The sequence below is a fragment of the Mycobacterium sp. KBS0706 genome (assembly GCF_005938675.2).
Taxonomy (GTDB): domain Bacteria; phylum Pseudomonadota; class Alphaproteobacteria; order DSM-16000; family Inquilinaceae; genus Inquilinus.
This window is the reverse complement of the sequence record NZ_VCCH02000015.1, coordinates 18,055-39,531: the sequence shown is the minus strand read 5'-3', so window position 1 is coordinate 39,531 and position 21,477 is coordinate 18,055. Positions and strand designations below refer to the sequence as shown.

The 21,477-nt window shown below is 71.5% G+C and carries 20 protein-coding genes and 1 other RNA gene; 20 read left to right on the top strand and 1 reads right to left on the bottom strand.

All coding sequences use genetic code 11. The features are described 5' to 3' along the window. The first annotated feature begins 9 nt into the window (after positions 1 to 9). The 10 genes from FFK22_RS10585 (at position 10) to FFK22_RS10540 (ending at position 9,725) form a co-directional block, all read left to right on the top strand. Positions 10 to 903, top strand: coding sequence for a LysR family transcriptional regulator (locus FFK22_RS10585; protein WP_138889241.1), 894 nt, complete (start codon positions 10 to 12; stop codon positions 901 to 903). A 130-nt stretch (positions 904 to 1,033) separates the two neighbouring features. After that, positions 1,034 to 1,531, top strand: a complete 498-nt coding sequence (gene tsaA, locus FFK22_RS10580; RefSeq protein ID WP_138889240.1) for a tRNA (N6-threonylcarbamoyladenosine(37)-N6)-methyltransferase TrmO — start codon at positions 1,034 to 1,036, stop codon at positions 1,529 to 1,531. Then, positions 1,528 to 2,571 (top strand): iron ABC transporter substrate-binding protein, encoded by a 1,044-nt coding sequence (locus tag FFK22_RS10575; protein WP_138889239.1) that lies wholly within the window; start codon positions 1,528 to 1,530, stop codon positions 2,569 to 2,571. Before tsaA ends, FFK22_RS10575 begins: the two co-directional genes overlap by 4 nt. 10 nt (positions 2,572 to 2,581) lie before the next feature. After that, positions 2,582 to 3,586: an iron ABC transporter permease gene (locus FFK22_RS10570; protein ID WP_138889238.1), complete on the top strand. Its 1,005-nt coding sequence runs from the start codon at positions 2,582 to 2,584 to the stop codon at positions 3,584 to 3,586. Positions 3,587 to 3,920: 334 nt separating this feature from the next. Beyond that, a complete protein-coding gene (locus tag FFK22_RS10565; RefSeq protein ID WP_138891227.1) occupies positions 3,921 to 4,691 on the top strand; it encodes an ABC transporter ATP-binding protein in 771 nt (256 codons plus the stop codon). Between the two features lie 67 nt (positions 4,692 to 4,758). After that, positions 4,759 to 6,552: an ABC-F family ATP-binding cassette domain-containing protein gene (locus FFK22_RS10560; protein WP_138891226.1), complete on the top strand. Its 1,794-nt coding sequence runs from the start codon at positions 4,759 to 4,761 to the stop codon at positions 6,550 to 6,552. Next, positions 6,552 to 7,430 (top strand): DMT family transporter, encoded by an 879-nt coding sequence (locus FFK22_RS10555; protein WP_221938512.1) that lies wholly within the window; start codon positions 6,552 to 6,554, stop codon positions 7,428 to 7,430. Before FFK22_RS10560 ends, FFK22_RS10555 begins: the two co-directional genes overlap by 1 nt. Before the next feature lie 10 nt (positions 7,431 to 7,440). Beyond that, on the top strand, positions 7,441 to 7,875 hold the full coding sequence (locus tag FFK22_RS10550; RefSeq protein ID WP_138891225.1) for a TIGR01244 family sulfur transferase: 435 nt from the start codon (positions 7,441 to 7,443) through the stop codon (positions 7,873 to 7,875). A 181-nt stretch (positions 7,876 to 8,056) separates the two neighbouring features. Further along, positions 8,057 to 8,245, top strand: a complete 189-nt coding sequence (locus tag FFK22_RS10545) for a type II toxin-antitoxin system ParD family antitoxin (RefSeq protein ID WP_138891224.1) — start codon at positions 8,057 to 8,059, stop codon at positions 8,243 to 8,245. Positions 8,246 to 8,258: 13 nt separating this feature from the next. After that, positions 8,259 to 9,725, top strand: coding sequence for a PLP-dependent aminotransferase family protein (locus FFK22_RS10540; RefSeq protein ID WP_138891223.1), 1,467 nt, complete (start codon positions 8,259 to 8,261; stop codon positions 9,723 to 9,725). On the opposite strand, the gene FFK22_RS10535 is transcribed toward FFK22_RS10540, so the two are convergent. Further along, positions 9,722 to 10,093: a VOC family protein gene (locus FFK22_RS10535; RefSeq protein WP_138891222.1), complete on the bottom strand. Its 372-nt coding sequence runs from the start codon at positions 10,091 to 10,093 to the stop codon at positions 9,722 to 9,724. The genes FFK22_RS10540 and FFK22_RS10535 overlap by 4 nt on opposite strands. Before the next feature lie 164 nt (positions 10,094 to 10,257). On the opposite strand from FFK22_RS10535, the gene FFK22_RS10530 reads away from it, so the two are divergent. From FFK22_RS10530 to FFK22_RS10485, 10 genes are all read left to right on the top strand, one after another. Continuing rightward, on the top strand, positions 10,258 to 10,977 hold the full coding sequence (locus FFK22_RS10530) for a pyridoxamine 5'-phosphate oxidase family protein (RefSeq protein ID WP_138891221.1): 720 nt from the start codon (positions 10,258 to 10,260) through the stop codon (positions 10,975 to 10,977). A gap of 12 nt (positions 10,978 to 10,989) precedes the next feature. Next, a complete protein-coding gene (locus FFK22_RS10525; protein WP_138891220.1) occupies positions 10,990 to 11,709 on the top strand; it encodes a GNAT family N-acetyltransferase in 720 nt (239 codons plus the stop codon). A gap of 406 nt (positions 11,710 to 12,115) precedes the next feature. Further along, an RNA gene (rnpB, locus tag FFK22_RS10520) (RNase P RNA component class A) lies at positions 12,116 to 12,523 on the top strand. 341 nt (positions 12,524 to 12,864) lie between these two features. Then, entirely contained in the window at positions 12,865 to 13,326 is a 462-nt protein-coding gene (locus FFK22_RS10515) for a division/cell wall cluster transcriptional repressor MraZ (RefSeq protein ID WP_186002404.1), read from the top strand. Next, the gene (rsmH, locus tag FFK22_RS10510) at positions 13,323 to 14,297 is read left to right on the top strand and encodes a 16S rRNA (cytosine(1402)-N(4))-methyltransferase RsmH (protein WP_138891218.1); all 975 of its coding nucleotides are present in this window, start codon (positions 13,323 to 13,325) and stop codon (positions 14,295 to 14,297) included. Before FFK22_RS10515 ends, rsmH begins: the two co-directional genes overlap by 4 nt. Then, complete coding sequence (locus FFK22_RS10505; protein ID WP_138891217.1) at positions 14,294 to 15,043, top strand: hypothetical protein; 750 nt, start codon at positions 14,294 to 14,296, stop codon at positions 15,041 to 15,043. Before rsmH ends, FFK22_RS10505 begins: the two co-directional genes overlap by 4 nt. Next, entirely contained in the window at positions 15,040 to 16,785 is a 1,746-nt protein-coding gene (locus FFK22_RS10500; RefSeq protein ID WP_138891216.1) for a penicillin-binding protein 2, read from the top strand. Before FFK22_RS10505 ends, FFK22_RS10500 begins: the two co-directional genes overlap by 4 nt. Before the next feature lie 3 nt (positions 16,786 to 16,788). Continuing rightward, the gene (locus tag FFK22_RS10495) at positions 16,789 to 18,540 is read left to right on the top strand and encodes a penicillin-binding protein 2 (RefSeq protein WP_138891215.1); all 1,752 of its coding nucleotides are present in this window, start codon (positions 16,789 to 16,791) and stop codon (positions 18,538 to 18,540) included. After that, the gene (locus FFK22_RS10490; RefSeq protein ID WP_138891214.1) at positions 18,537 to 19,988 is read left to right on the top strand and encodes a UDP-N-acetylmuramoyl-L-alanyl-D-glutamate--2,6-diaminopimelate ligase; all 1,452 of its coding nucleotides are present in this window, start codon (positions 18,537 to 18,539) and stop codon (positions 19,986 to 19,988) included. Before FFK22_RS10495 ends, FFK22_RS10490 begins: the two co-directional genes overlap by 4 nt. Continuing rightward, positions 19,985 to 21,451 carry a UDP-N-acetylmuramoylalanyl-D-glutamyl-2,6-diaminopimelate--D-alanyl-D-alanine ligase gene (locus FFK22_RS10485; protein ID WP_221938511.1) on the top strand — a complete coding sequence of 489 codons (1,467 nt, stop codon included), beginning with the start codon at positions 19,985 to 19,987 and terminating at the stop codon, positions 21,449 to 21,451. The genes FFK22_RS10490 and FFK22_RS10485 overlap by 4 nt, the downstream gene beginning before the upstream one ends. Positions 21,452 to 21,477 lie beyond the last annotated feature (26 nt).

The following is a 21,477-nucleotide window of genomic DNA, read 5'->3' as shown; positions in this document are numbered from 1 at the left end:
CGGTGCAGAATGCGCGGCAGCGACTATGCCGAGCTGCGGGCCTTCGCCGCGGTGGCCGAGGCGGCGAGCTTCTCCCGCGCCGCCAGGCGGCTCGGCGTCTCGCCCTCGGCGCTCAGCCAGACCCTGCGCGGGCTGGAGGAGCGGCTCGGCGTGCGCCTGCTGAACCGCACCACCCGCAGCGTCACCCCGACCGAGGCGGGCGAGCGGTTGCTGGACCGGTTGCGGCCGCTCTTCGCCGAGTTCGACCAGGCGGTGCAGGAGGTGAACCGCTTCCGCGACGCGCCGGCCGGCCGGCTGCGCATCAACGTGCCGCGCTTCGCCGCCACACATCTGGTCGGCCCGATGCTGGGCCGGTTCCAGAACGCCCATCCCGGTGTCGAGCTGGAGGTGGTGGTCGACGACACCATCACCGACATCGTCGCCGGCCGCTTCGACGCCGGCATCCGCCTGGGCGAGACGCTGGAGCGCGACATGGTGGCGGTGCCGCTGACCGGGGTGCTGGAGCTGGCGGCGGTGGCCACGCCCGAGTACTTCGCCGAGCATGGCGTGCCGCAGACCCCAGCCGACCTGCACCGCCACCGCTGCCTCCGCTTCCGCTGGCCCGGCGGCGGCGACCTCTACCGCTGGGAGTTCGAGAAGGGCGGGCAGGAGGTCGCACTGGCGGTCGACGGGCCGCTGGTGGTCAACGACGCCGCGCTGATGCTGCAGGCGGCGCTGGGCGGCGTCGGCATCGCCTATCTGCTCGACCGGCAGGCGCAAGCCGACATCGCGGCCGGGCGGCTGCGGCGGGTGCTGGGCGACTGGTCGCCGCGCTTCCCGGGCTTCTACCTGTACCACCCCGGCCGCCGCCAGATGCCGCCGGCGCTGCGTGCCTTCATCGACGTGCTGCGCGGCCCCGGATAGCGGGCCGGCCCGCATGCAGGGTTGCGGCGAGATCCTCGTCATCGAGCGCCGGGCTCACGCCATCAAGCCTCTCGCCGACCGGAATATATCGTCCTATATAGCGAGGCGGCACGGAGAGCAGGGGATCCGCATGGTGCGCGAGGACGAGATCCGGGCGGCCGAACGCGCCGTCGAATGGCCCGAGGCGGCCGATGCCGGCCTGGTTTTCATCGGCCGCATCCATACCCCCTGGACCTCGCGCCTGGACTGCCCGCGCCAGGGCCGCCTTGACGGCCCGACCTGCCGGATCGAGGTGTTCGCGCCCTGGGACCAGGCGCTGGCCGGCGTCGCCGAATTCGAGCGGCTTGAGATCCTGTACTGGCTGCACCGGTCGCGCCGCGACCTGGTGCTGCAGAGCCCGAAGAGCGACGGCACCAGCCGCGGCACCTTCTCGCTGCGCTCGCCGGTGCGGCCCAACCCGATCGGCACGTCGATGGTCGCGCTGCTGGGCATCGAGGGGTCGGCCCTGCTGGTGCGCGGGCTCGATTGCCTCGACGGCACGCCGCTGATCGACATCAAGCCGGACCGTTGCGCCTTCACGCCGGTCGCTCCGCCGACGCCCGGCGATTCCGACGTGGGGGACCCGTGACCTTGTTTCACCGCCGCTTCGTCCTGGCTGCCCTGACCGCCGCCCTGGCCCTGGTGGTCGCACCGGCCTGGGCCCGTACCGTCACCGATTCCGCCGGCCGCCAGGTCGACATCCCGGACCATGTCGGCCGGGTCTTCGCTGCCGGCCCGCCGGCCTCGATCCTCGTCTACATACTGGCGCCGCAGACCATGACCGGCTGGGTGCGGGCGCCGCGGCCGGAGGACAAGCCGTTCCTGCTGCCGGCGGTGCGCGACCTGCCGGAGACCGGACGCCTGACCGGCAAGGGCGACACCGTCAACCTGGAGCAGCTGCTGGCGGCCAAGCCCGATTTGATCGTCGATTTCGGCACCATCAGCGACACCTACAGATCGCTGGCCGACCGGGTGCAGCAGCAGACCGGCATCCCGTACCTGCTGATCGACGGCAGCTTCCCCAACACCCCGGCGGCGCTGCGCCTGCTGGCCGGCATCCTCGGCGTGCCGGAGCGGGGCGAGACGCTGGCCCAGGCGGCGGAGGCGATCTTCGCCCAGGTCGATGCCGTGCTGGCCAAGGTGCCGGCCGACCAGCGTCCGAAGGCCTATCTCGCTCGCGGGCCGGAAGGGCTGGAAAGCGGTTCGCGCGGGTCGATCACCACCGAGATCCTCGAACGGGTCGGCGCCGTCAACGTGGTCGAAGGCCTGCGCGACAAGGGCGGCCTCGTCACCGCCTCGCGCGAGCAGGTGATCGCCTGGGCGCCCGACACCATCATCGCACTCGACCGGCGCTTCGCCCAGGGCGCCGCCGCCAGCCCGGACTGGCAGCCGGTGCCGGCGGTCAAGGCCGGCCGTGTCTTCCTGTCGCCGGGCCTGCCCTTCGGCTTCGTCGACTTCCCACCCTCGGTCAACCGGCTGATCGGCCTGACCTGGCTGCTGCACACGCTGTATCCGGAGCAGGCGCCGGGCGATCTGCGTGACCAGGTGCGCGGCTTCTACCACCTGTTCTACCAGGTCGACCTGACCGACGCCGACCTGGCCCGCCTGCTCGACGGCGCCGGGGGCTGAGACCGGCGCGGTGCGGACAGCCACGGTCCTCCTCGTCCTGACGTTTCTTCTGATCGCGACGGCGCTGGTCGCCGCCGGCATCGGTCCCTACCGCATCCCGCCGCAAGAGGTGCTGGCCGCGCTCTGGCGCCGCGTCTTCGGCGGCGCGATCGACCCGACGGTGGAGACGGTGCTGTTCCGCATCCGCCTGCCGCGGGTGCTGGCGGCGATGCTGGTCGGCGCCGCGCTTTCCGTCGCCGGCGCCGCCTATCAGAGCCTGTTCCGCAACCCGCTGGTGTCGCCGGACATCCTCGGGGTCTCCACCGGCGCCGGTTTCGGCGCCGTGCTCGGCATCCTGCTCGGCCTGCCGGTGGCGGCGATCCAGCTGCTCGGCTTCGGCGGCGGCCTCCTGACCGTGGCGGCCGTCGGCGCCCTGGCCCGCACGCTCAGGGGCGGCGGCGACGTGCTGGTGCTGGTCCTGGCCGGGATCGTGGTCGGCGCTCTGGCCGGGGCCGCCATCTCCCTGGTCAAGGTGCTGGCCGACCCCTATGACCAGCTGCCGGCGATCACCTTCTGGCTGCTCGGCAGCCTGGCCGGGGCGAAGGTCGAGGACGTGGCGGCGGTGCTGCCGGCGGTGCTGGTCGGCCTCGTGCCCCTGTTGCTGCTGCGCTGGCGCATCGGCGTGCTGTCGCTGGGCGACGACGAGGCACGGGCGCTGGGCGTCGACGTGCCGCGGCTGCGCCTGCTGGTGATCGTGGCCGCCACGCTGGTCACCGCCGCTGTCGTGGCCATCTCCGGCGTCATCGGCTGGGTCGGGCTGATGGTGCCGCATATGGCGCGTCTCCTGGTCGGGCCGCGCTTCGACCGGCTGCTGCCGGCGGCGATCCTGCTGGGCGCCGCCTTCATGCTGGCGATCGACACGCTGGCCCGCTCCGCCGCCGAGATCGAGATCCCGCTCGGCGTCCTGACCGCCGCGATCGGCGGCCCGATCTTCGTCTGGCTCCTGGCCCATGGCCGGCGGAGGCGGCTGCCATGAGAAGAGGACCGGCTCATCGCGCGTGGCCTCTCCCGTTTACGCAACGGCATGCATGGATCGATCGGCGACACCGACAACGGGTAGGCGAACAGATTGCCTCTCCCGCTTGCGGGAGAGGTCGGACATCCGGAGGATGTCCGGGTGAGGGGGGCTCGGTCTCACCGAGCGCAGAGTTTCGCCGCGAGCGAGCGTATGTTCCGCCTGGTCCTGCAACGCTGGCTCTGGTGTCGGGGGCGAGTGGCCCTCACCCGGTCTCGCTGCGCGAGCCCGACCTCTCCCGCAAGCGGGAGAGGCAATCTGGATCCTCTACGCTTGGCCCTCGGGCGCCTCGGCCATGAGCGCCCTGGCTGCCGAAGACCTCACCATCGGCTATGGCGCGACGACCGTCGCCGCCGGCATCGACCTGGCGCTCGAGGCCGGCACCGTCACCTGCCTGCTCGGGCCCAACGGCGTCGGCAAGACCACGCTGTTCAAGACCCTGCTCGGGCTGATCCCGCCGCTGGCCGGCACCGTCCGGGTCGGCGGCGAAGCCCTGTCCCGGCTGCGGCCGACGGCTGTCGCCCGCCGCGTCGCCTATGTGCCGCAGGCCTATCCCGGCGATTTCGCCTACAGTGTGCTCGACCTCGTGGTGATGGGGCGGACCGCGGCGCTCGGCGCCTTCGCCACACCCGGCCGGGCCGATCTCGACATCGCCCTGCGGGCGCTCGACACGCTCGGCATCGCAGCATTGGCAGAACGGGATTCGACCCGGATCTCCGGCGGCCAGCGGCAGCTGGCGCTGATCGCCCGCGCCCTGGCCCAGCAGGCCGGCGTGGTGGTGATGGACGAGCCGACGGCCAGCCTCGACCTCGGCAACCGCCTGCGGGTGCTGGACCGGATCCGCGCTTTGGCCGCCGACGGGCTGGCGGTGCTGGTCTCGACCCATGAGCCGGAGCACGCCTTCGCCGTTGCCGACCGGGTGGCGGTGCTGGGCAGCGGGTTCGAGACCGGGCCGGTCGACGCGGTGCTGACGCCGGACCGGCTGACCCGGCTCTACGGCGTGGCGTTGACGGTCGAGCGCACGCCCACGGGCCGCCGGGTGGTCAGCCCGGTCGGGCAGGCATGACCAAGCCGGGGGTAGCCAAGTCGGGCCGGAGTTGCGACAAGGGCGGCCTCTCTCGGATCCTTGGCACATGACCCTCCTGCTCGGCCTTCGCAATGCCGCCGTCACCTTCGGCGGCACGCCCCTCTGGACCGGCGTCGACCTGGCGCTCTCGGCCGGCGACAAGGCCTGCCTGGTCGGCCGCAACGGCAGCGGCAAGTCGACCATCCTGAAGGCGCTGGCCGGGGCGATCGACCTCGACGGCGGCGAGCGCTTCGTCCAGCCGGGCGTCCGCATCGCCTATCTGGCGCAGGAGCCGGACCTGTCCGGCCACGCCACCGTGGCCGACTATGTCGCCTCCGACCTGCCGGCCGACCGCGCCCATGACCATTGGCGGGTCGACGCGGTGCTGGCCGCGGTGAAGCTGGACGGCGACCGGCCGACCGGGACGCTGTCGGGCGGCGAGGGGCGGCGCGCCGCCATCGCCCGCGCCGTGGTCGGCGAGCCCGACGTGCTGCTGCTGGACGAGCCGACCAACCATCTCGACCTGCCCACCATCGAATGGCTGGAGGGCGAGCTCAAGGCCTGGCGCGGCGCGCTGCTGCTGATCAGCCACGACCGCGCCTTCCTCAACGCCCTGGTGCAGCGCGCCTGGTGGATCGACCGCGGCGTGCTGCGGCAGATGGACAAGCCCTTCGCCCAGTTCGAGGAATGGGCCGAGACCATCCTGGCGCAGGAGGAGGCGGAGCGGGCGCGGCTGGACAAGCGGATCGCCACCGAGACCACCTGGTCGCGCCAGGGCATCAGCGCCCGGCGCAAGCGCAACCAGGGCCGCCTGCGCAACCTCTACGCCATGCGGGCCGAGCGGCGGTCGCAGATCGCCCGCCAGGGCGTGGCGGCGCTCGGCATCGCCGAGGCCGGGCGCGGCGCCGTCCGGGCGATCGAGGCCGAGGGCGTGTCCAAGGCCTTCGGCGACACCGTCATCGTCCGCGACTTCTCCACCCGGGTGCTGCGCGGCGACCGGATCGGCGTGATCGGCCCGAACGGCGCCGGCAAGTCGAGCCTGGTCAAGGTGCTGACCGGGGCCGAGCCGCCCGATTCCGGCACGGTGCGGCTGGGGCCGGGGGTGGAGCCCGCCTATTACGACCAGACCCGAGCCGTGCTCGACCCCGAGACCACGCTGCGCGACGTGCTGCTGCCGCATGGCGGCGACCATGTCCAGGTCGGCGACCAGAAGCGGCACATCGCCTCCTACCTGTCCGATTTCCTGTTCGATTCCTCGCGGATGTTCAGCCCGGTGAAGAGCCTGTCGGGCGGCGAGCGCGGCCGGCTGCTGCTGGCCAAGCTGTTCGCCCGGCCCAGCAACCTCTTGATCCTGGACGAGCCGACCAACGACCTCGACCTGGAGACGCTGGACCTGCTGGAGGAGGTGCTGGCCGACTTCCAGGGCACGCTGATCCTGGTCAGCCACGACCGCGACTTCCTCGACCGGCTGGTGACCTCGGTGATCGCGGTCGAGGGCCAGGGCCGGGTGACGGAGTATGTCGGCGGCTACACCGACTATCTGCGCCAGCGGCCGGCAGCCCAGGCCGCGGCCCCGGTGGCACGCTCCGCCACGGCGGCCAGGCCCGTGGCGTCGAAGCCGCGCACCAAGCTCAGCTTCAAGGACCAGCGCGAGCTCGACCTGCTGCCCGGCCGGATCGAGGCGCTGACCGCCGAGATCGCCCAACTCGGCGACGCGCTGCACGACCCCGGCCTCTATGCCCGCGACCCCGACGGCTTCGCCAAGAAATCCGCCCGGCTGGCGGCGGCGGAGGCGGAGCGGGAGGCGGCGGAGGAGCGCTGGCTCGAGCTCGCGTCCCTGGCGGAGGAGCTCGGCGCCTGATGATGCGGCCGGTCGACCTGCTGCTGACCCTCGGCGTGATGCTGATCTGGGGCTACAACTTCGTGATCGCCAAATACGGCCTCGCGGAGCTGCCGCCGCTCCTGTTCATGGCGCTGCGCTTCGGCCTGGTGGCGCTGCTGCTGGTGCCCTTCGTGCGCATGCCGCGCGGGCGCTGGCGCGACGTGCTGGTCCTGGCGGTGATGCTGGGGCTGACCCATTTCTCGCTGATGTTCACCGGCCTGGCGCATGTCGATGCCGCGGTGGCGGCGATCGTCATCCAGGTCCAGGTGCCGGCCTCGGCGGCCATGGCCATGCTGTTCTTCGGCGACAAGATCGGCTGGCGCCGGGCGCTCGGCATGGCGGTGGCGATCGGCGGCGTCGCCATCCTGGCCGGCGAGCCGCGGCACAGCTCGGCCCTGTGGGCGATCGGGCTGATCGTGCTGGCGGCGATCGTCTGGGCTGGCGCCAACATCCAGATGAAGCGGATGACCGATCTCGATCCGTCCACCATCAATGGCTGGATGTCGCTGTTCGCCGCGCCGATGCTGCTCTGCGCTTCGCTGCTGATCGAGGACGGCCAGTGGCAGGCGGTCACCCGGGCCAGCGCCTGGGCCTGGATCGCGGTCGCCTTCCAGGCGGTGATCGTGGTGATCTTCTCCTATGCCATCTGGTACCGGCTGCTGCGCACCTATTCCGTCAACCAGACCATGCCCTATACCTTGCTGGTGCCGGTGTTCGGCGTGCTGTCGGGCGTGCTGTTCCTGGGAGAGCCGGCCAGCTGGACGCTGGTGGTCGGCGGCATCGCCACGCTGATCGGCGTCGGCATCATCATCCTGCGCCGGCCCAAGGCGGTCGAAACCCAGGCGCAGGTCACGTGAGAGGGAAACCATGGCCAAGCTGACCCAGATCGCGCCCGGCCTCTATGCGGCGGCGCAGGTTGACCGCGCGGCGATCGCGGAGATCGCGGCCTCGGGCGCCAAGACCCTGATCAACAACCGCCCGGACGGCGAGGAGCCGGGCCAGCTGCCGGCCGAGCAGGCGCGGGCCGAGGCCGAGCGGCTGGGCTTGGCCTATATCCACATCCCGGTCACCTCCTCCTCGATCGCGCCGGGCGATGTCGAGGCGATGCAGCGGGCCCTGGCCTCGGCGCCGAAGCCGGTGGTGATGCATTGCCGCAGCGGCACCCGCTCGACCCTGCTCTGGGCCGCGGGCGAGGTTCTGGCCGGCCGCGGCGACGCCGGCGCGCTGGTCGCCGATGCCGCGGAGAAGGGCTTCCAGATCGCCTCCCTGCCGGACCTGGTGGCGCGGCTGCGCCAGGGCTGAGATCGGGAGCCTCCTGGCCCGCTCTCCAACCCCTTCCTCGTCATGGCGAGGAGCGGAGCGACGTGGCCATCCAGGGGGCGGTGCGAGCGGCCCCTGGATGGCCACGCCCCTTCGGGGCTCGCCATGACGAGTCTATGTTTTATGATGAACCCGCATCACAGGCCGCCCGGAGGGATTGCCGATGATCAGGGCCGATTTGCCGCGCGACGGCGTCCCGCCGCTTCAGGGGAGGGAGGCCCGCCTGTCGGCCCTCGATGCGTCATTGGCGCGGGGCCTGGCCGATGCCGAGGCGGGTCGGGTCAAGCCCGCTGCCGACGTGTTCGACCGGTTGGAAGACAAGTACAGGCGACTCGCGAACCGATCCGCATGACTGTCGTCATGTCATGACCGCGCGCCCTTCCAGCCGGGCGGTGCGCGACCGCCCGGTCTCCTGGATCGACCTGATCGATCTCGGGCTCGACCCGGAGGACCGCCGGCCGCTGTTCCAGCAGCTGCACCTGGCGCTGCGTGACCTGATCGCCCGCCGGGTGGTGCCGGCCGGCACAAGGCTGCCGGCGACCCGGATCCTGGCCGACCGGCTCAATGTGTCGCGCACCACCGTGGTCGCCGCCTACGACCAGCTGCAGGCCGAGGGCGTGGTCGCTGGGCGGGTCGGCGCCGGCACCTATGTCGCCGCCGGGATCGAAGCCGAGGAGGCGGCGCTTACCGCGCCGGCCGAGAGCCCCGGCCGGGCCGCCGCGGCCCCCGCCTGGCGCGGCGAGACCGTGCCCTTCGCCGCCGGCTTCTGCGGCATGCACCCGGCCACCGAGCGCGCCTGGGGCCGGCTGGTGCAGCGCCATCTGCGCGGCATCGGCGTGCGCCAGCGCGGCTACGGCGACCCGATGGGCCACCGGCCGCTGCGCGAGGCCCTGGCCGAATATCTCCGCGTGTCGCGCTCCGTCGCCTGCGACGCCGACCACATCGCCATCGTCTCCGGCAGCCAGCAGGGGCTGGACCTGGTGCTGCGCGCCGTGGCGCAGGCCGGCGACCCGGCCTGGATCGAGGATCCGTGCTACCCGGCGGCGCTGGCCGGCCTGCGCCAGCATCAACTCAGGATCGTCCCGGTGCCGGTCGACGGGCAGGGGCTGGACGTCGCCGCCGGCCTGGCGCTGGAGCCCGAGGCGCGGCTGCTCTACTGCACCCCGACGCATCACTATCCGCTGGGCGTGGCGATGAGCCTGCCGCGGCGGCTGGCGCTGCTCGACTGGGCGCGCGACGGGCGCTGGGTGATCGAGGACGATTACGACAGCGAGTTCCGCTTCTCCGGCCGGCCGCTCTCGGCCCTGCAGGGCCTGGACCGGCACGGCCGGGTGATCTACATCGGCACCCTCAGCAAGGTGCTGTTCCCGGGGCTGCGCGTCGGCTACGTGGTGCTGCCGCCGGAGCTGGTCGACCGCTTCGCCGTGATCCGCAACGCCGCCGACCGCTTCCCGTCGACCATCCTCGACGACGTGCTGGTCGATTTCATCAATGAGGGCCACTTCACCCGCCACATCCGCCGCATGCGCCAGGAATATGCCGAGCGGCGCGAGCGGCTGACCGCGGCGCTGGCGGCGGAGGCGGGCGACGACCTGGCCGTCGCCCCGATCGACCGCGGCATGTATCTCGTCGCCGACCTGCGCCCGGGTCTGGACGATGTCGCGGTGGCCGAGGCAGCACGCCGGCGCGGCCTGGTGGTCCGCCCGCTGTCGCCGATGCACATCGCGGCACCCCCGCGCCGGGCGCTGATCCTCGGCTTCACCGGCTTCCCGCCCCAGGCCCTCGACGCTGCCGCCCGCACCCTCGGCGCGGTGCTGCGCGGGTTCCGCTAGGGCTTCGGATTGATCATGGCCTCGATGTTGTGGCCGTCGGGGTCCAGCACGAAGGCGGCGTAATAGGTCTCGGAATAGTCGGGCCGGGGACCGGGGGCGCCGTTGTCGCGCCCGCCCGCCGCCAGGGCCGCGCGGTGGAACGCATCGACCTCCTCACGCGACGTCACCCGCAACGCCACATGCGCCGGGGTCAGCGGCGACGGGGCGTCCGATTGCTGGATCTCGAACAGCCCGTCGCCGATGTCGAAGGCCCAGAAGACGTCGTCTTTCCCGAAGGCCAGGCCGTATCCCAGCGGCGCGAAGCTACTCTCGTAGAACAGCCGGCTCTTGCGGAGATCGCTGACATTGAGGGTGACGTGGTCGATCATGGGCGTGGCTCGCGGTCGCGGGGCTGGGGGCGCATGCTGGCGGGACGTCGCCGCATCGGCAACCCTCCGCGCCGCGATTGGTCGGGCCGGTCATTCGGAATTGGACCTTTCCAGTCGCGTGTGAAAGCGTCATCGAGAAGGCCAATGCCGTTCCGAGGACCGCCATGAACCAGATCGTCCCCTCCGCCCGCGCCCGGCTGAAGCGCTTGGCCAAGCGCGGCGCCTATGACCGCGCCACGGTCCATGCCGTGCTCGACGCCAGCGTGGTCTGCCACATCGCCTATGTCCTCGACGGCCAGCCCTATTGCACCCCGACCGCCTATTGGCGCGACGGCGACCGGCTGTACTGGCACGGCTCCTCGGTCAGCCGGATGCTGCAGGGGCAGGGGGCCGGCCTGCCGGTCTGCCTGACCGCCACGCATATCGACGGGCTGGTGCTGGCCCGCTCCGGCTTCAACTGCTCGATGAACTACCGCGCGGTGATGGTGTTCGGCACCGCCACCAAGGTCGAGGACGAGGCGCACAAGCTCACCGCCCTCGACGCCTATGTCGAGCGGCTGTTCCCCGGCCGGGTGGCGGAGATGCGGCGGCCGACGGTGAAGGAGGTGCGGGCCACCACGCTGATCGCGATGGAGATCGAGGAGGCTAGCGTCAAGATCCGCAGCGGCCCGCCGCATGACGACGAGGACGACCTGGCCGCCGGCATCTGGGCCGGGGTGATCCCGATTTCCGAGACCATCGGCGCGCTGCAGCCCTGCCCGCTGCTGCCGGAAGGCATCGCCCCGGGCGCCGGCACCGATCCTTATGCGTCCGGCCGGCGCTTCGACGACATCCTGCGGACCAATGTCGGTGGCGGCGTGGCCCCGGCCGAGGCCGGCGAGTAAGAGTGAGGCGACATGACCACCGAACTGACCAATGCCCTCGGCCAGCCGATCGGCGCCCCCGTTCCCGGCTGGGAGAAGCGGCCGCTGCCGCCGCGCACGCCGATGGAGGGCCGAATTTGCCGGCTCGAGCCGCTCGACCCCGCCCGCCACGCCGAGGATCTGTTCGAGGCGATGGGCCGCGACACGGACGGCCGCAACTGGACCTATCTCGGCATCGGCCCCTTCGCCGATTTCGCGGGCTTCAGCGCCTGGCTGGAGAAGATGGCGGCCGGCAGCGACCCGCAGTTCCACACGGTGATCGACCGCGCCACCGGCCGGGCGGTCGGCGTCGCCTCCTATCTCCGCATCGACCCGGCGAACGGGGTGATCGAGGTCGGGCACATCCACTTCTCGCCGCTGCTGCAGCGCACGCCGATGGCGACCGAGGCGATGTTCCTGATGATGGCCCGCGTGTTCGACGAGCTCGGCTATCGCCGCTACGAGTGGAAATGCGACAGCCGGAACGCGCCGTCGCGTGCCGCGGCCGCCCGCCTCGGCTTCCAGTACGAGGGCCTGTTCCGCCAGGCCCTGGTCTACAAGGGCCGCAACCGCGACACCGCCTGGTTCTCGATCATCGACGGCGAATGGCCGCGGCTGCGCGCCGCCTTCGAGCGTTGGCTGGCCCCTGCGAATTTCGACGCCGAGGGCCGGCAGCGGGAGAGCCTGTCGACGCTGACCAAGACGGCGGAATAGACACGCTCCGCCGGTCGGTTCGTATTGCCTCTCCCGCGTGGCGAGACCTTTTCAAAATGCCGCCGCCTGGGCCGATCTATCCTTTTATCCTCCCCCTCCCCTTGCGGGAGGGGGTAGGGAGAGGGGTTTTTGGCGCCGATGGAATTGACGTTGAGCGACACCACCGACTCCGCAGAAAACTTGACCGATTCCACGGTGGCTCTCGTCATCGACACCCCCTCCCCCTAGCCCCCTCCCGCGAGGGGAGGGGGAGAGTGGAAACCACGCGTCGGTTCGAGTGATCGATTCTGAAAAGGTCTCGCGTGGCGGGAGAGGCAACGCGTAAGGCCGGTCGGCGTCACCAATCTGTCATGGGACGGCATGGGCCGCCTTGCGGTCCGGCCGCCGGCTGCCTATACCAACGCCGGCAGATGGCCGGATGGCCGCTCTGCCGGGCTTCGGCCCGGCGGGGAGGAAAGTCCGGGCTCCACGGAAACACGGTGCCGGGTAACGCCCGGCGGGGGCGACCCCAGGGACAGTGCCACAGAAAGCAAACCGCCCGGCTCCGGCCGGGTAAGGGTGAAAGGGTGCGGTAAGAGCGCACCGCGCGGCCGGCAACGGTCGCGGCACGGTAAACCCCACCGGGAGCAAGACCGAATAGGGGCGGGGCGGCTCATGGGAAACCATGGGCCGACAGGCGTTTCCGCCTGCCGCCCGGGTTGGTCGCGCGAGGCGACGGGCGACCGTCGTCCCAGAGGAATGGCCATCCCCCGACCCGCCGTCCGCAAGGATACGGGGCCGGGGACAGAACCCGGCTTACAGGCCATCTGCCGCCTTTTCCCAGCATCGCCGTCGAGCGGCCGGGCCGCGTTCCCGGGTCGTCTTGTCATGTCTCGGGATGAGAACAAAAGAAAAACAGCACCAAGTTCAGAGTCGAAAGAAGCGGCCCAACTTGGATTTTGTTCCGGCGACAGTCGAAGAGTCCCAGCAAAGCGGCCAAAAAGCCACGGATCGTAGAAAATCCATTGTTTTCCCATGATTTGGCCAGTCCATCCCATTGCATTCCACCGTTGCCCATGATATCCCATGAACTCCCATCGGATGGGGTCGATCGTCCACTTCCGGGGTGTGGACGACGGGGGTGATGAGGCAGCGGGCGCACCGCTGGGGGGATGGATGGCTCGGTTCACGGGCACCTACGTCAACAAGGTCGACAAGAAGGGGCGGGTCAGCGTGCCCGCTCCCTTCCGCGCGACCTTGGAGGCGCTGGGCGCTCCGATCGTGAACCTGAAGCCCTCCCCGGACCGCCAGGCGCTGGACGGGGTCACCGAGGCCTACATGGACGAGGTGCAGCGCCGGCTCGATGCGATGGACCTGTACTCGCCGGAGCGCGAGGCCCTGGAAATCCGCGAATTCTCCGAGACGCAGCAGCTGCAGATGGATCCGGAGGGGCGGATCATCCTGCCGCGGCACATGCTGGATCTGGCGGGCATCACCGAGAGCGTCGCCTTCATGGGCATGGGCAGCCGCTTCCAGATCTGGGAGCCGGAGGCGCTGAAGGCGCATCAGCAGGCCCGGCTGGCCGCGTCGCGCGAGATGACCCTGGCCCGCGCCGGGGCCAATGGAGGTGCTGCATGAGCGGCGCCCACATCCCGGTCCTGCTGAATGAGATCGTGGCGGCGGTGGCGCCGCGCGACGGCGACCTGATCGTCGACGGCACCTTCGGCCGCGGCGGCTATGCCCGCGGCCTGCTGGCGGCGGCCGACTGCCGGGTGGTCGGCATCGACCGCGACCCCGAGGCGGTGGCGGAGGGGCGCCGCCTCGAGGCCGAGCAGCCGGGCCGGTTCCGCATCGTCGAGGGCCGCTTCGGCGCCATGGACGCGCTGGTCGGCGAGCAGGCGGACGGGGTGGTGCTGGACCTCGGCGTGTCCTCGCCGCAGCTCGACGACCCGGCGCGCGGCTTCTCCTTCCGCGCCGACGGCCCGCTCGACATGCGCATGGGGCGGGATGGGCAGAGCGCCGCCGACGTCGTCAACGCCATGGCCGAGGACGACCTCGCCAACGTGATCTACGATTTCGGCGAGGAGCGCCTGTCGCGCCGCGTCGCCCGCGCCATCGTCGCGGCGCGCAAGGAGGCGCGGATCGAGCGCACGCTGCAACTCGCCGAGATCGTGCGCCGGGTGGTGCCGCGGTCGAAGGACGGCATCGATCCGGCGACGCGCACCTTCCAGGCGCTGCGCCTGTGGGTGAATGAGGAACTGACGGAACTCGACCACGGCTTGAGCGGGGCCGAACGCCTGCTTCGGCCCGGGGGACGGCTCGCCGTGGTCACTTTCCACAGCCTGGAGGACCGCCGCGTCAAGCGCTTCCTGGCGGAGCGCAGCGGCGCCGGCGGCGGCGTGTCGCGCCATGTCGCGGCGCCCGGCGGCGAGACCCGGGCGCCGAGCTTCCGCCTGGCGGCCAAGCGGTCGGTCACGGCAAGCGAGACGGAGACCCGCAGCAACCCGCGCGCCCGGTCGGCGCGGCTGCGGGCGGCGATCCGGAGCGAGGCTCCGGCCTGGCCGCCGGTTGGTCATGGGGGCGGGGAGAGGGGGAGGGTGGCAGCATGATCCGCGTCGGCACGATGATCTGGCTCGGCCTCATCGGGGCGTCGAGCGCGTTCCTGTTCAAGACCAGCTACGAGGTGCAGGCGCTGGAAGGCGATCTGCGCGGCCTCAACCGGTCGATCCTGCGGGAACAGGATTCGATCCGGGTGATGCACGCCGAATGGGCCTTCCTGAACCAGCCGTCGCGCTTGCAGGCGCTGACGGACCAGTTTACGAAGCTGCGCCCGATCGCGCCGACGCAGATGGTCGCCAGCGCGGCGGATATCCCGATGCCGCTGCCGTCGCTCGACGGCGAGCCGATGGCGCCGACCGCGCCGCTGGTCGCCCAGGTCGATGCGCTGCCCAGCTTCGGGCCCGTGCCCCTGCCGGCCCACCGACCCGGCGAGGGCGGTATCCTCCTTGCCGCGGCCGCGCCGATGCCCGTCCAGACCCAAGCCGTTTCGCCGCAGCCTGCCGCCGTCCCGGCTCAGCCTTCCGCCGCTCCGGCTCAGCCGGCCGCGCCCGCCGCCCCGGTGCAGGTCGCCGCCATCGAAGTTCGGCCGGCGCCGGTGGTGGCCCCGGCCGCGGCACCCGCCACCACCCGGGTCGCCGCGGCCGACGTCCCGATCCGGCCGGTGGTGGCGCCGCGCCGGCCCACGGCGCCGCTGGAGGCCGTGGCCCAGGCCCTGGCCCCGACCCGGGCCGCCGCATCGGATGATCCGATCGGCGTCCTGCTCTCCGGCCTCGAGGCGCCACGGGGAATTCGATGACGGCTGACGCGCTGGATGGAACCCCGACCTCACCGCGGCAGACGGAGCCGGCCCTTCGGCCGGCTCAACGGCTTTCCGCGGCCATCGAGACGGGCCGCCAGCGCATCGTCATCAGCGCCCTCGTGTTCAGCGTCACCTTCGGCGCCATCGGCCTCAAGCTGATCGACCTGATGGCCTTCGGCGGCGATGCCGACAGCGCCATGGCCACCCATGCCCTGCCCGCTGCCGCGCCGGCCGCCGACCGGGCCGACCTGCGCGACCGCAACGGGCTGATCCTGGCCACCACGCTGCCTTCGATGTCGCTCTACGCCGACCCGAAGATGGTGATCGACCCGATCGAGGCCTCGCTGCGCCTGGCCAAGGTGCTGCCCGATCTCGACCAGGCCAAGCTGCTGGCCGACCTGTCGTCCGAGCGCCGCTTCGTCTGGCTGAAGCGCGGCCTGACCCCGACCCAGCAATACGAGGTCAACCGCCTCGGCATCCCCGGCCTGGCCTTCCAGAACGAGGAGCGCCGTTACTACCCGGCCGGCAACCTGGCCTCGCATGTCGTCGGCTTCACCAACATCGACGCGCAGGGCATCGCCGGGTTGGAGAAGAGCCTCGACGACCGGCTGCAGGGCGGCGAGTCGATGGCGCTGTCGCTCGACCTGCGGCTGCAGGAGATGGTGCGCGACGAGCTGCAGGCGACGGTCGAGCAGTTCCACGCCCAGGGCGGCAACGCCCTGATCATGAACGTGAACACCGGCGAGGTCCTGGCGATGGTCTCGCTGCCGGACTTCAACCCCTACGAGCCGGGCGGCCCGGCCGAGGAGGCGATGTTCAACCGGAACACGCTCGGCGTGTACGAGCCCGGTTCGACGTTCAAGATCTTCAACACGGCAATGGCGCTGGAGAGCGGCACCTCCACCCTCACCAGTCTCTATGACGAGAGCCCGGTCCATGTCGGGCGCTTCACCATCCACAATTTCCGCGGCGATCCCCAGTCGGGGATGCTCAGCGTCTACGAGATCTTCCGCCTGTCGCTCAACACCGGCTCGGTGCATATGGAGGAGGCGGCAGGCGTCGACCGGCAGAAGGAGTTCCTGACCCGGTTCGGCCTGACCAAGCCGGCGCCGATCGACCTGCCCGAGGTCGGCGCCCCGATGGTGCCGCATCCCTGGAGCAAGATCAGCGGCATGACCATCGCCTACGGCCACGGCATGGCGGTGTCGCCGCTGTCGCTGGTCACCGCGGTCAGCGCCATCGTCAATGGCGGCATCCTGCATCCGCCGACGCTGTTCAAGCGCGACCCGTCGCAGCCGGTGCCGGGCAAGCGCGTGATCTCGGCCGAGCTGTCGCGGACGATGCGGATGCTGATGCGCGCCGTGGTCACCGGCGGCACGGCGACCAAGGCCGAGGTGCCGGGCTATTTCGTCGGCGGCAAGACCGGCACCGCCGACAAGGCGGCGCGCGGCGGCTACAACCGGCGGGCCCGGGTGACCGATTTCGTCGGCGTGTTTCCGATCTACGATCCGAAATACATCGTCATGACCATGCTGGACGACCCGCAGCCGATCAAGGGCACCTACGGCTTCGCCAGCGCCGGCTGGAACTCGGCGCCGCTGGGCGGCCGGATCATCGCCCGGATGGGCCCGATGCTGGGGGTCGAGCCGGCGGACCCGAAGGACCCGGCGATCCTGCAGATGTTGTCGCCGCCGGCCAATGCGGTGGTCGCCAACCTCTCCGGCGGCAACGAGGACTGAGCGATGGCCATCGCCTCCGACCTCCCCCTCGCACATCCCGGCTCGCGGTCCGTCCGGGCCGATGCCGCCCACCCGGGCCGCACCCTGGCCGCGGCGATCGAGACCGGCCGGCAGCGCGTCGTCGTCACCGCGCTGGTCTTCGGCCTGGCCTTTGCCGGCATCGGCACGGGCCTGGTCCGGCTGATGGCCTTCGGCGACACCGGGGAGGGCGCGGCGGTCGCCATGGTCGGCCCCGCCACCGACCGGGCCGATCTGCGCGACCGCAACGGGTTGATCCTGGCCACCACGCTGCCCTCGATGTCGCTCTATGCCGACCCGAAGCTGGTGATCGACCCGATCGAAGCCTCGCTGCGGCTCAGCAAGGCGTTGCCCGACCTGGATCAGGCCAAGGTGCTGGCCGACCTGTCGTCGGACCGCCGCTTCGTCTGGCTGAAGCGCGGCCTGACCCCGGCGCAGCAATACGAGATCAACCGCCTCGGCATCCCCGGCCTGGCCTTCCAGGCCGAGGAGCGCCGCTACTATCCGGCCGGCGGGCTGACGTCGCATGTCGTCGGCTTCACCAACATCGACGCGCAGGGCATCGCCGGGCTGGAGAAGAGCCTCGACCAGCGCCTGCAGAACGGCGAGTCGGTGGCGCTGTCGATCGATCTGCGGCTGCAGGAGATGGTGCGGAACGAGCTGCAGGCCACGATCGCCAAGTTCAAGGCGACGGCCGGCAACGTCATCATCATGGACGTCAAGACCGGCGAGATCCTGTCCATGGTCTCGCTGCCGGACTTCAACCCCTATGAGCCGACCGCCGCCTCCGAGGATGCCCTGTTCAACCGGAACACGCTCGGCGTGTACGAGATGGGCTCCACCTTCAAGATCTTTAATACCGCGCTGGCGCTGGAAAGCGGCACCTCGACCCTGCAGACGACCTATGAGCAGAGCCCGATCCGGGTCGGGCGTTTCACCATCCGCAACTTCCGGGCCGAGCCGCAATCCGGGCGCTGGAGCGTCTATGAGATCTTCCGCCAGTCGATGAACACCGGCTCGGTGCACATGTTCGAGGCGGCGGGGCTGCAGCGGCAGAAGGAGTTCCTGGCCCGGCTCGGCTTGACCAAGCCCTCGCCGCTCGAGCTGCCGGAGGTCGGGTCGCCGATGGTGCCGCAGCCTTGGACCCAGGTCAGCGGCATGACCATCGCCTATGGCCATGGCATGGCGATCACACCGGTCCAGCTCGTCAGCGCCGTCGCCGCCGTGGTCAATGGCGGCACCCTCCACCCGCCGACGCTGTTCAAGCACGACCCGTCCCGGCCGGTGCCGGAAACCCGGGTGATGTCGCCCGAGCTGTCGCGGATCATGCGGGCGCTGATGCGCGTCGTGGTCGTCAGCGGCACCGCCACCAAGGCGGAGGTGCCCGGCTATTTCGTCGGCGCCAAGACCGGCTCGGCCAACAAGGCGGTGCGCGGCGGCTACAACCGCAAGGCCGGCGTGACCGATTTCGTCGGCATCTTCCCGGCCTATGATCCGAAATACATCGTCATGACCATGCTGGAGGACGCCCAGGCGATCGAAGGCACTTACGGCTACAACACCGCGGGCTGGAACGCGGCGCCGCTGGGCGGCCGGATCATCGCCCGCATGGGACCGATGATGGGGATCGAGCCGAAGGATCCGAACGACCCGGCGATCCTGCGGGAGCTGGCGGTGGATCCCGCCGGCCGCGCCGCCCCGCAGGTCGCGTCGGCCGTGGAGGAGGAAGAGGGATGAGCGCCGGCGCCTCCGCTCTGCCTGCCGGCCTGAAGGGGCTGACCGCGGATTCGCGCGCGGTCCGGCCCGGCTTCCTGTTCGCGGCCCTGCCGGGCGCGCGTGCCGACGGCCGCGCCTTCATTGCCGATGCGCTGGCCGCCGGCGCCGCCGCGATCCTGGCGCCGGAAGGTACGACGCTGCCGCCCGGTGCCGCCGCCGCCCTGATCATCGATCCGAATCCGCGTCGGCGCCTGGCGCTGCTGGCGGCCGAGTTCTACGGTCGGCAGCCGGCCACCATCGCTGCCGTCACCGGCACCAGCGGCAAGACCTCGACCGTCAACTTCGCCCGCCAGCTCTGGACCCTGCTGGGCCATCAGGCGGCCAGCCTGGGCACGCTCGGGGTGATGGCGCCGGGGCGCGAGCGCTACGGCTCGCTGACCACGCCGGACCCGGTGGCGCTGCATGCCGAGCTGGCCGATCTGGCCGCGGCCGGGGTGACCAGGCTGGCGCTGGAGGCCTCGTCGCATGGCCTCGACCAGTTCCGGCTGGACGGGGTGCGGGTGACGCTGGCCGCTTTCACCAACTTCACCCAGGACCATCTCGACTACCACGCCACCATGGCGGAGTATCTGGCGGCCAAGACGCGGCTGTTCGACCAGGTGCTGCCGCCCGGCGGCACCGCCGTGATCAACGCCGACGTGCCGGAGGCCGCAGGGCTGGTCGCGCGCACCCGCGCCGCCGGCCGCAAAGTGCTGACCCTCGGCCGCGCCGGCCAGGAGTTCCGGCTGGACCTGGCCGAGCCGCTGCCGCACGGCATCGACCTGCGCTTCACCGCCGGCGGCAAGGCCTACCGGGCCGAGCTGCCGCTGGTCGGCGGCTTCCAGGCCTACAACGTGCTGACCGCGCTGGCGTTGGTGGTGGCCGACGGCGCCGACCTCGACACCGCCGCCGGGCTGCTGGAGCAGCTGAAGGGCATCCCCGGCCGGGTCGAGCTGGTGGCCAGCCACCCGAACGGGGCGCCGGTCTATGTCGACTATTCGCACAAGCCGGGGGCGCTGGAGACGGTGCTGAACGCCCTGCGCCCGCACACCAGCGGCGCGCTGGTCGTGGTGTTCGGCTGCGGCGGCGACCGCGACCGCGCCAAGCGCCCGCTGATGGGCGAGATCGCGGCGCGCCTGGCCGACCGCGTGATCGTCACCGACGACAACCCGCGCAGCGAGAACCCGGCCGAGATCCGCCGCCAGGTGCTGGCCGGCTGCCCTGGCGCCGCCGAGATCGGCGACCGGGCCGAGGCCATCCGCGCCGCGGTTCAGGGGCTCGGCCCCGGTGATGTCCTGGTCGTGGCCGGAAAGGGCCATGAGACCGGCCAGATTGTCGGCGATGACGTACGCCCGTTCGACGATGCGGAGCAGGCGCGCGCAGCCGTGACCGAAGTGAAGAGCGACCCGCGATGGAGACGAACGCCATGACCAACCCTGCGCTCTGGCCGGCTGCGGAGGCGGCCGCCGCAACCAATGGGATGCAGGTCGGCGAGTGGTCGGCGTCCGGCGTCTCGATCGACAGCCGCTCGGTCGTGGCGGGCGACCTGTTCGTGGCGCTGCGCGGGCCGAACTTCGACGGCCACGACTACGTCAAGGACGCCCTGGCCAAGGGCGCCGCGGCGGTCATGGTCGACCGGGTGCCGCAGGGCGTGCCGCATGACGCGCCGCTCTTGGTGGTCGAGGACACCCTGGACGGGCTGACCGACCTGGCGCGCTTCGCCCGCATGCGCAGCGAGGCGCGGGTCGTCGGGGTCACCGGCTCGGTCGGCAAGACCAGCACCAAGGAGGCGCTGAAGCTGGCCCTGTCGGCCACGGCGCCGGCCTATGCCTCGCAGGGCAACCTGAACAACCAGTGGGGCGCGCCGCTCAGCCTGTCGCGGATGCCGGAGCAGGTGTCCTACGGCGTGTTCGAGCTCGGCATGAACCATGCCGGCGAGATCGCGCCGCTGTCCCGCCTGGTCGAGCCGGACGTCGCCATCATCACCAATGTCGAGGCGGTCCACGCCGCCCATTTCGACTCGGTCGAAGGCATCGCCGACGCCAAGGCCGAGATCTTCCGCGGCATGGGGCCTGAGAGCACGGCGATCCTGAACCGCGACAACCCGTTCTTCCCGCGCCTGGTCGCCCACGCCCGGACCCAGGGCGTCGGCCGGATCTGGAGCTTCGGCGAGCATGCCGAGGCCGATGCCCGGCTGGTCGACTGCTCGCTGCACACCGCCGCCAGCGCGGTCAACGCCGTGATCCTGGGCGAGCCGCTGCGCTACACCCTGTCGGCCCCGGGCAAGCATTGGGTGCTGAACAGCCTGTCGGTGCTGCTGGCGGCCAAGGCGATGGGCGCCAACATCGCCGGGGCGGCCCGCGCCATGGGCCGGATCACGCCGCTGCGCGGCCGCGGCGCCCGCATCACCATCGAGCTGCAGCGCGGCGGCCAGGCCGGCAAGCTGGTTCTGATCGACGAGAGCTACAACGCCAGCCCGGTCTCGGTCGCCGCCAGCCTGGCTGTGCTGGGCGGGGTCGACAGCGGCCCGGACGGGCGCCGCATCGCCGTGCTCGGTGACATGCTCGAGCTCGGGCCCGACGCGCCGGCCCTGCATGCGGGCCTGAAGCAGCATGTGCTGGCCAACGACATCGACCTCGTCTTCACCTGCGGCCCGGACATGAAGCAACTGCACGACGCGCTGCCGGAAGGCCGGCGCGGCGCCCATGCGGCCGACAGCGCCGCCCTGGCGCCGATCCTGGCCGAGGCGGTGCGCCCGGGCGACTGCGTCATGGTCAAGGGCTCGCTCGGCAGCCGCATGGCGGTGCTGGTCGAGGCGCTGGAAAATCTGCACGTGGCGCGCGAGAACCGGGCCCCCCAGGCCTCGCCCAAGCGCGTCGCCAACGGCCTCTGACCAACGGCCCCTGAAAGGAACGGTCC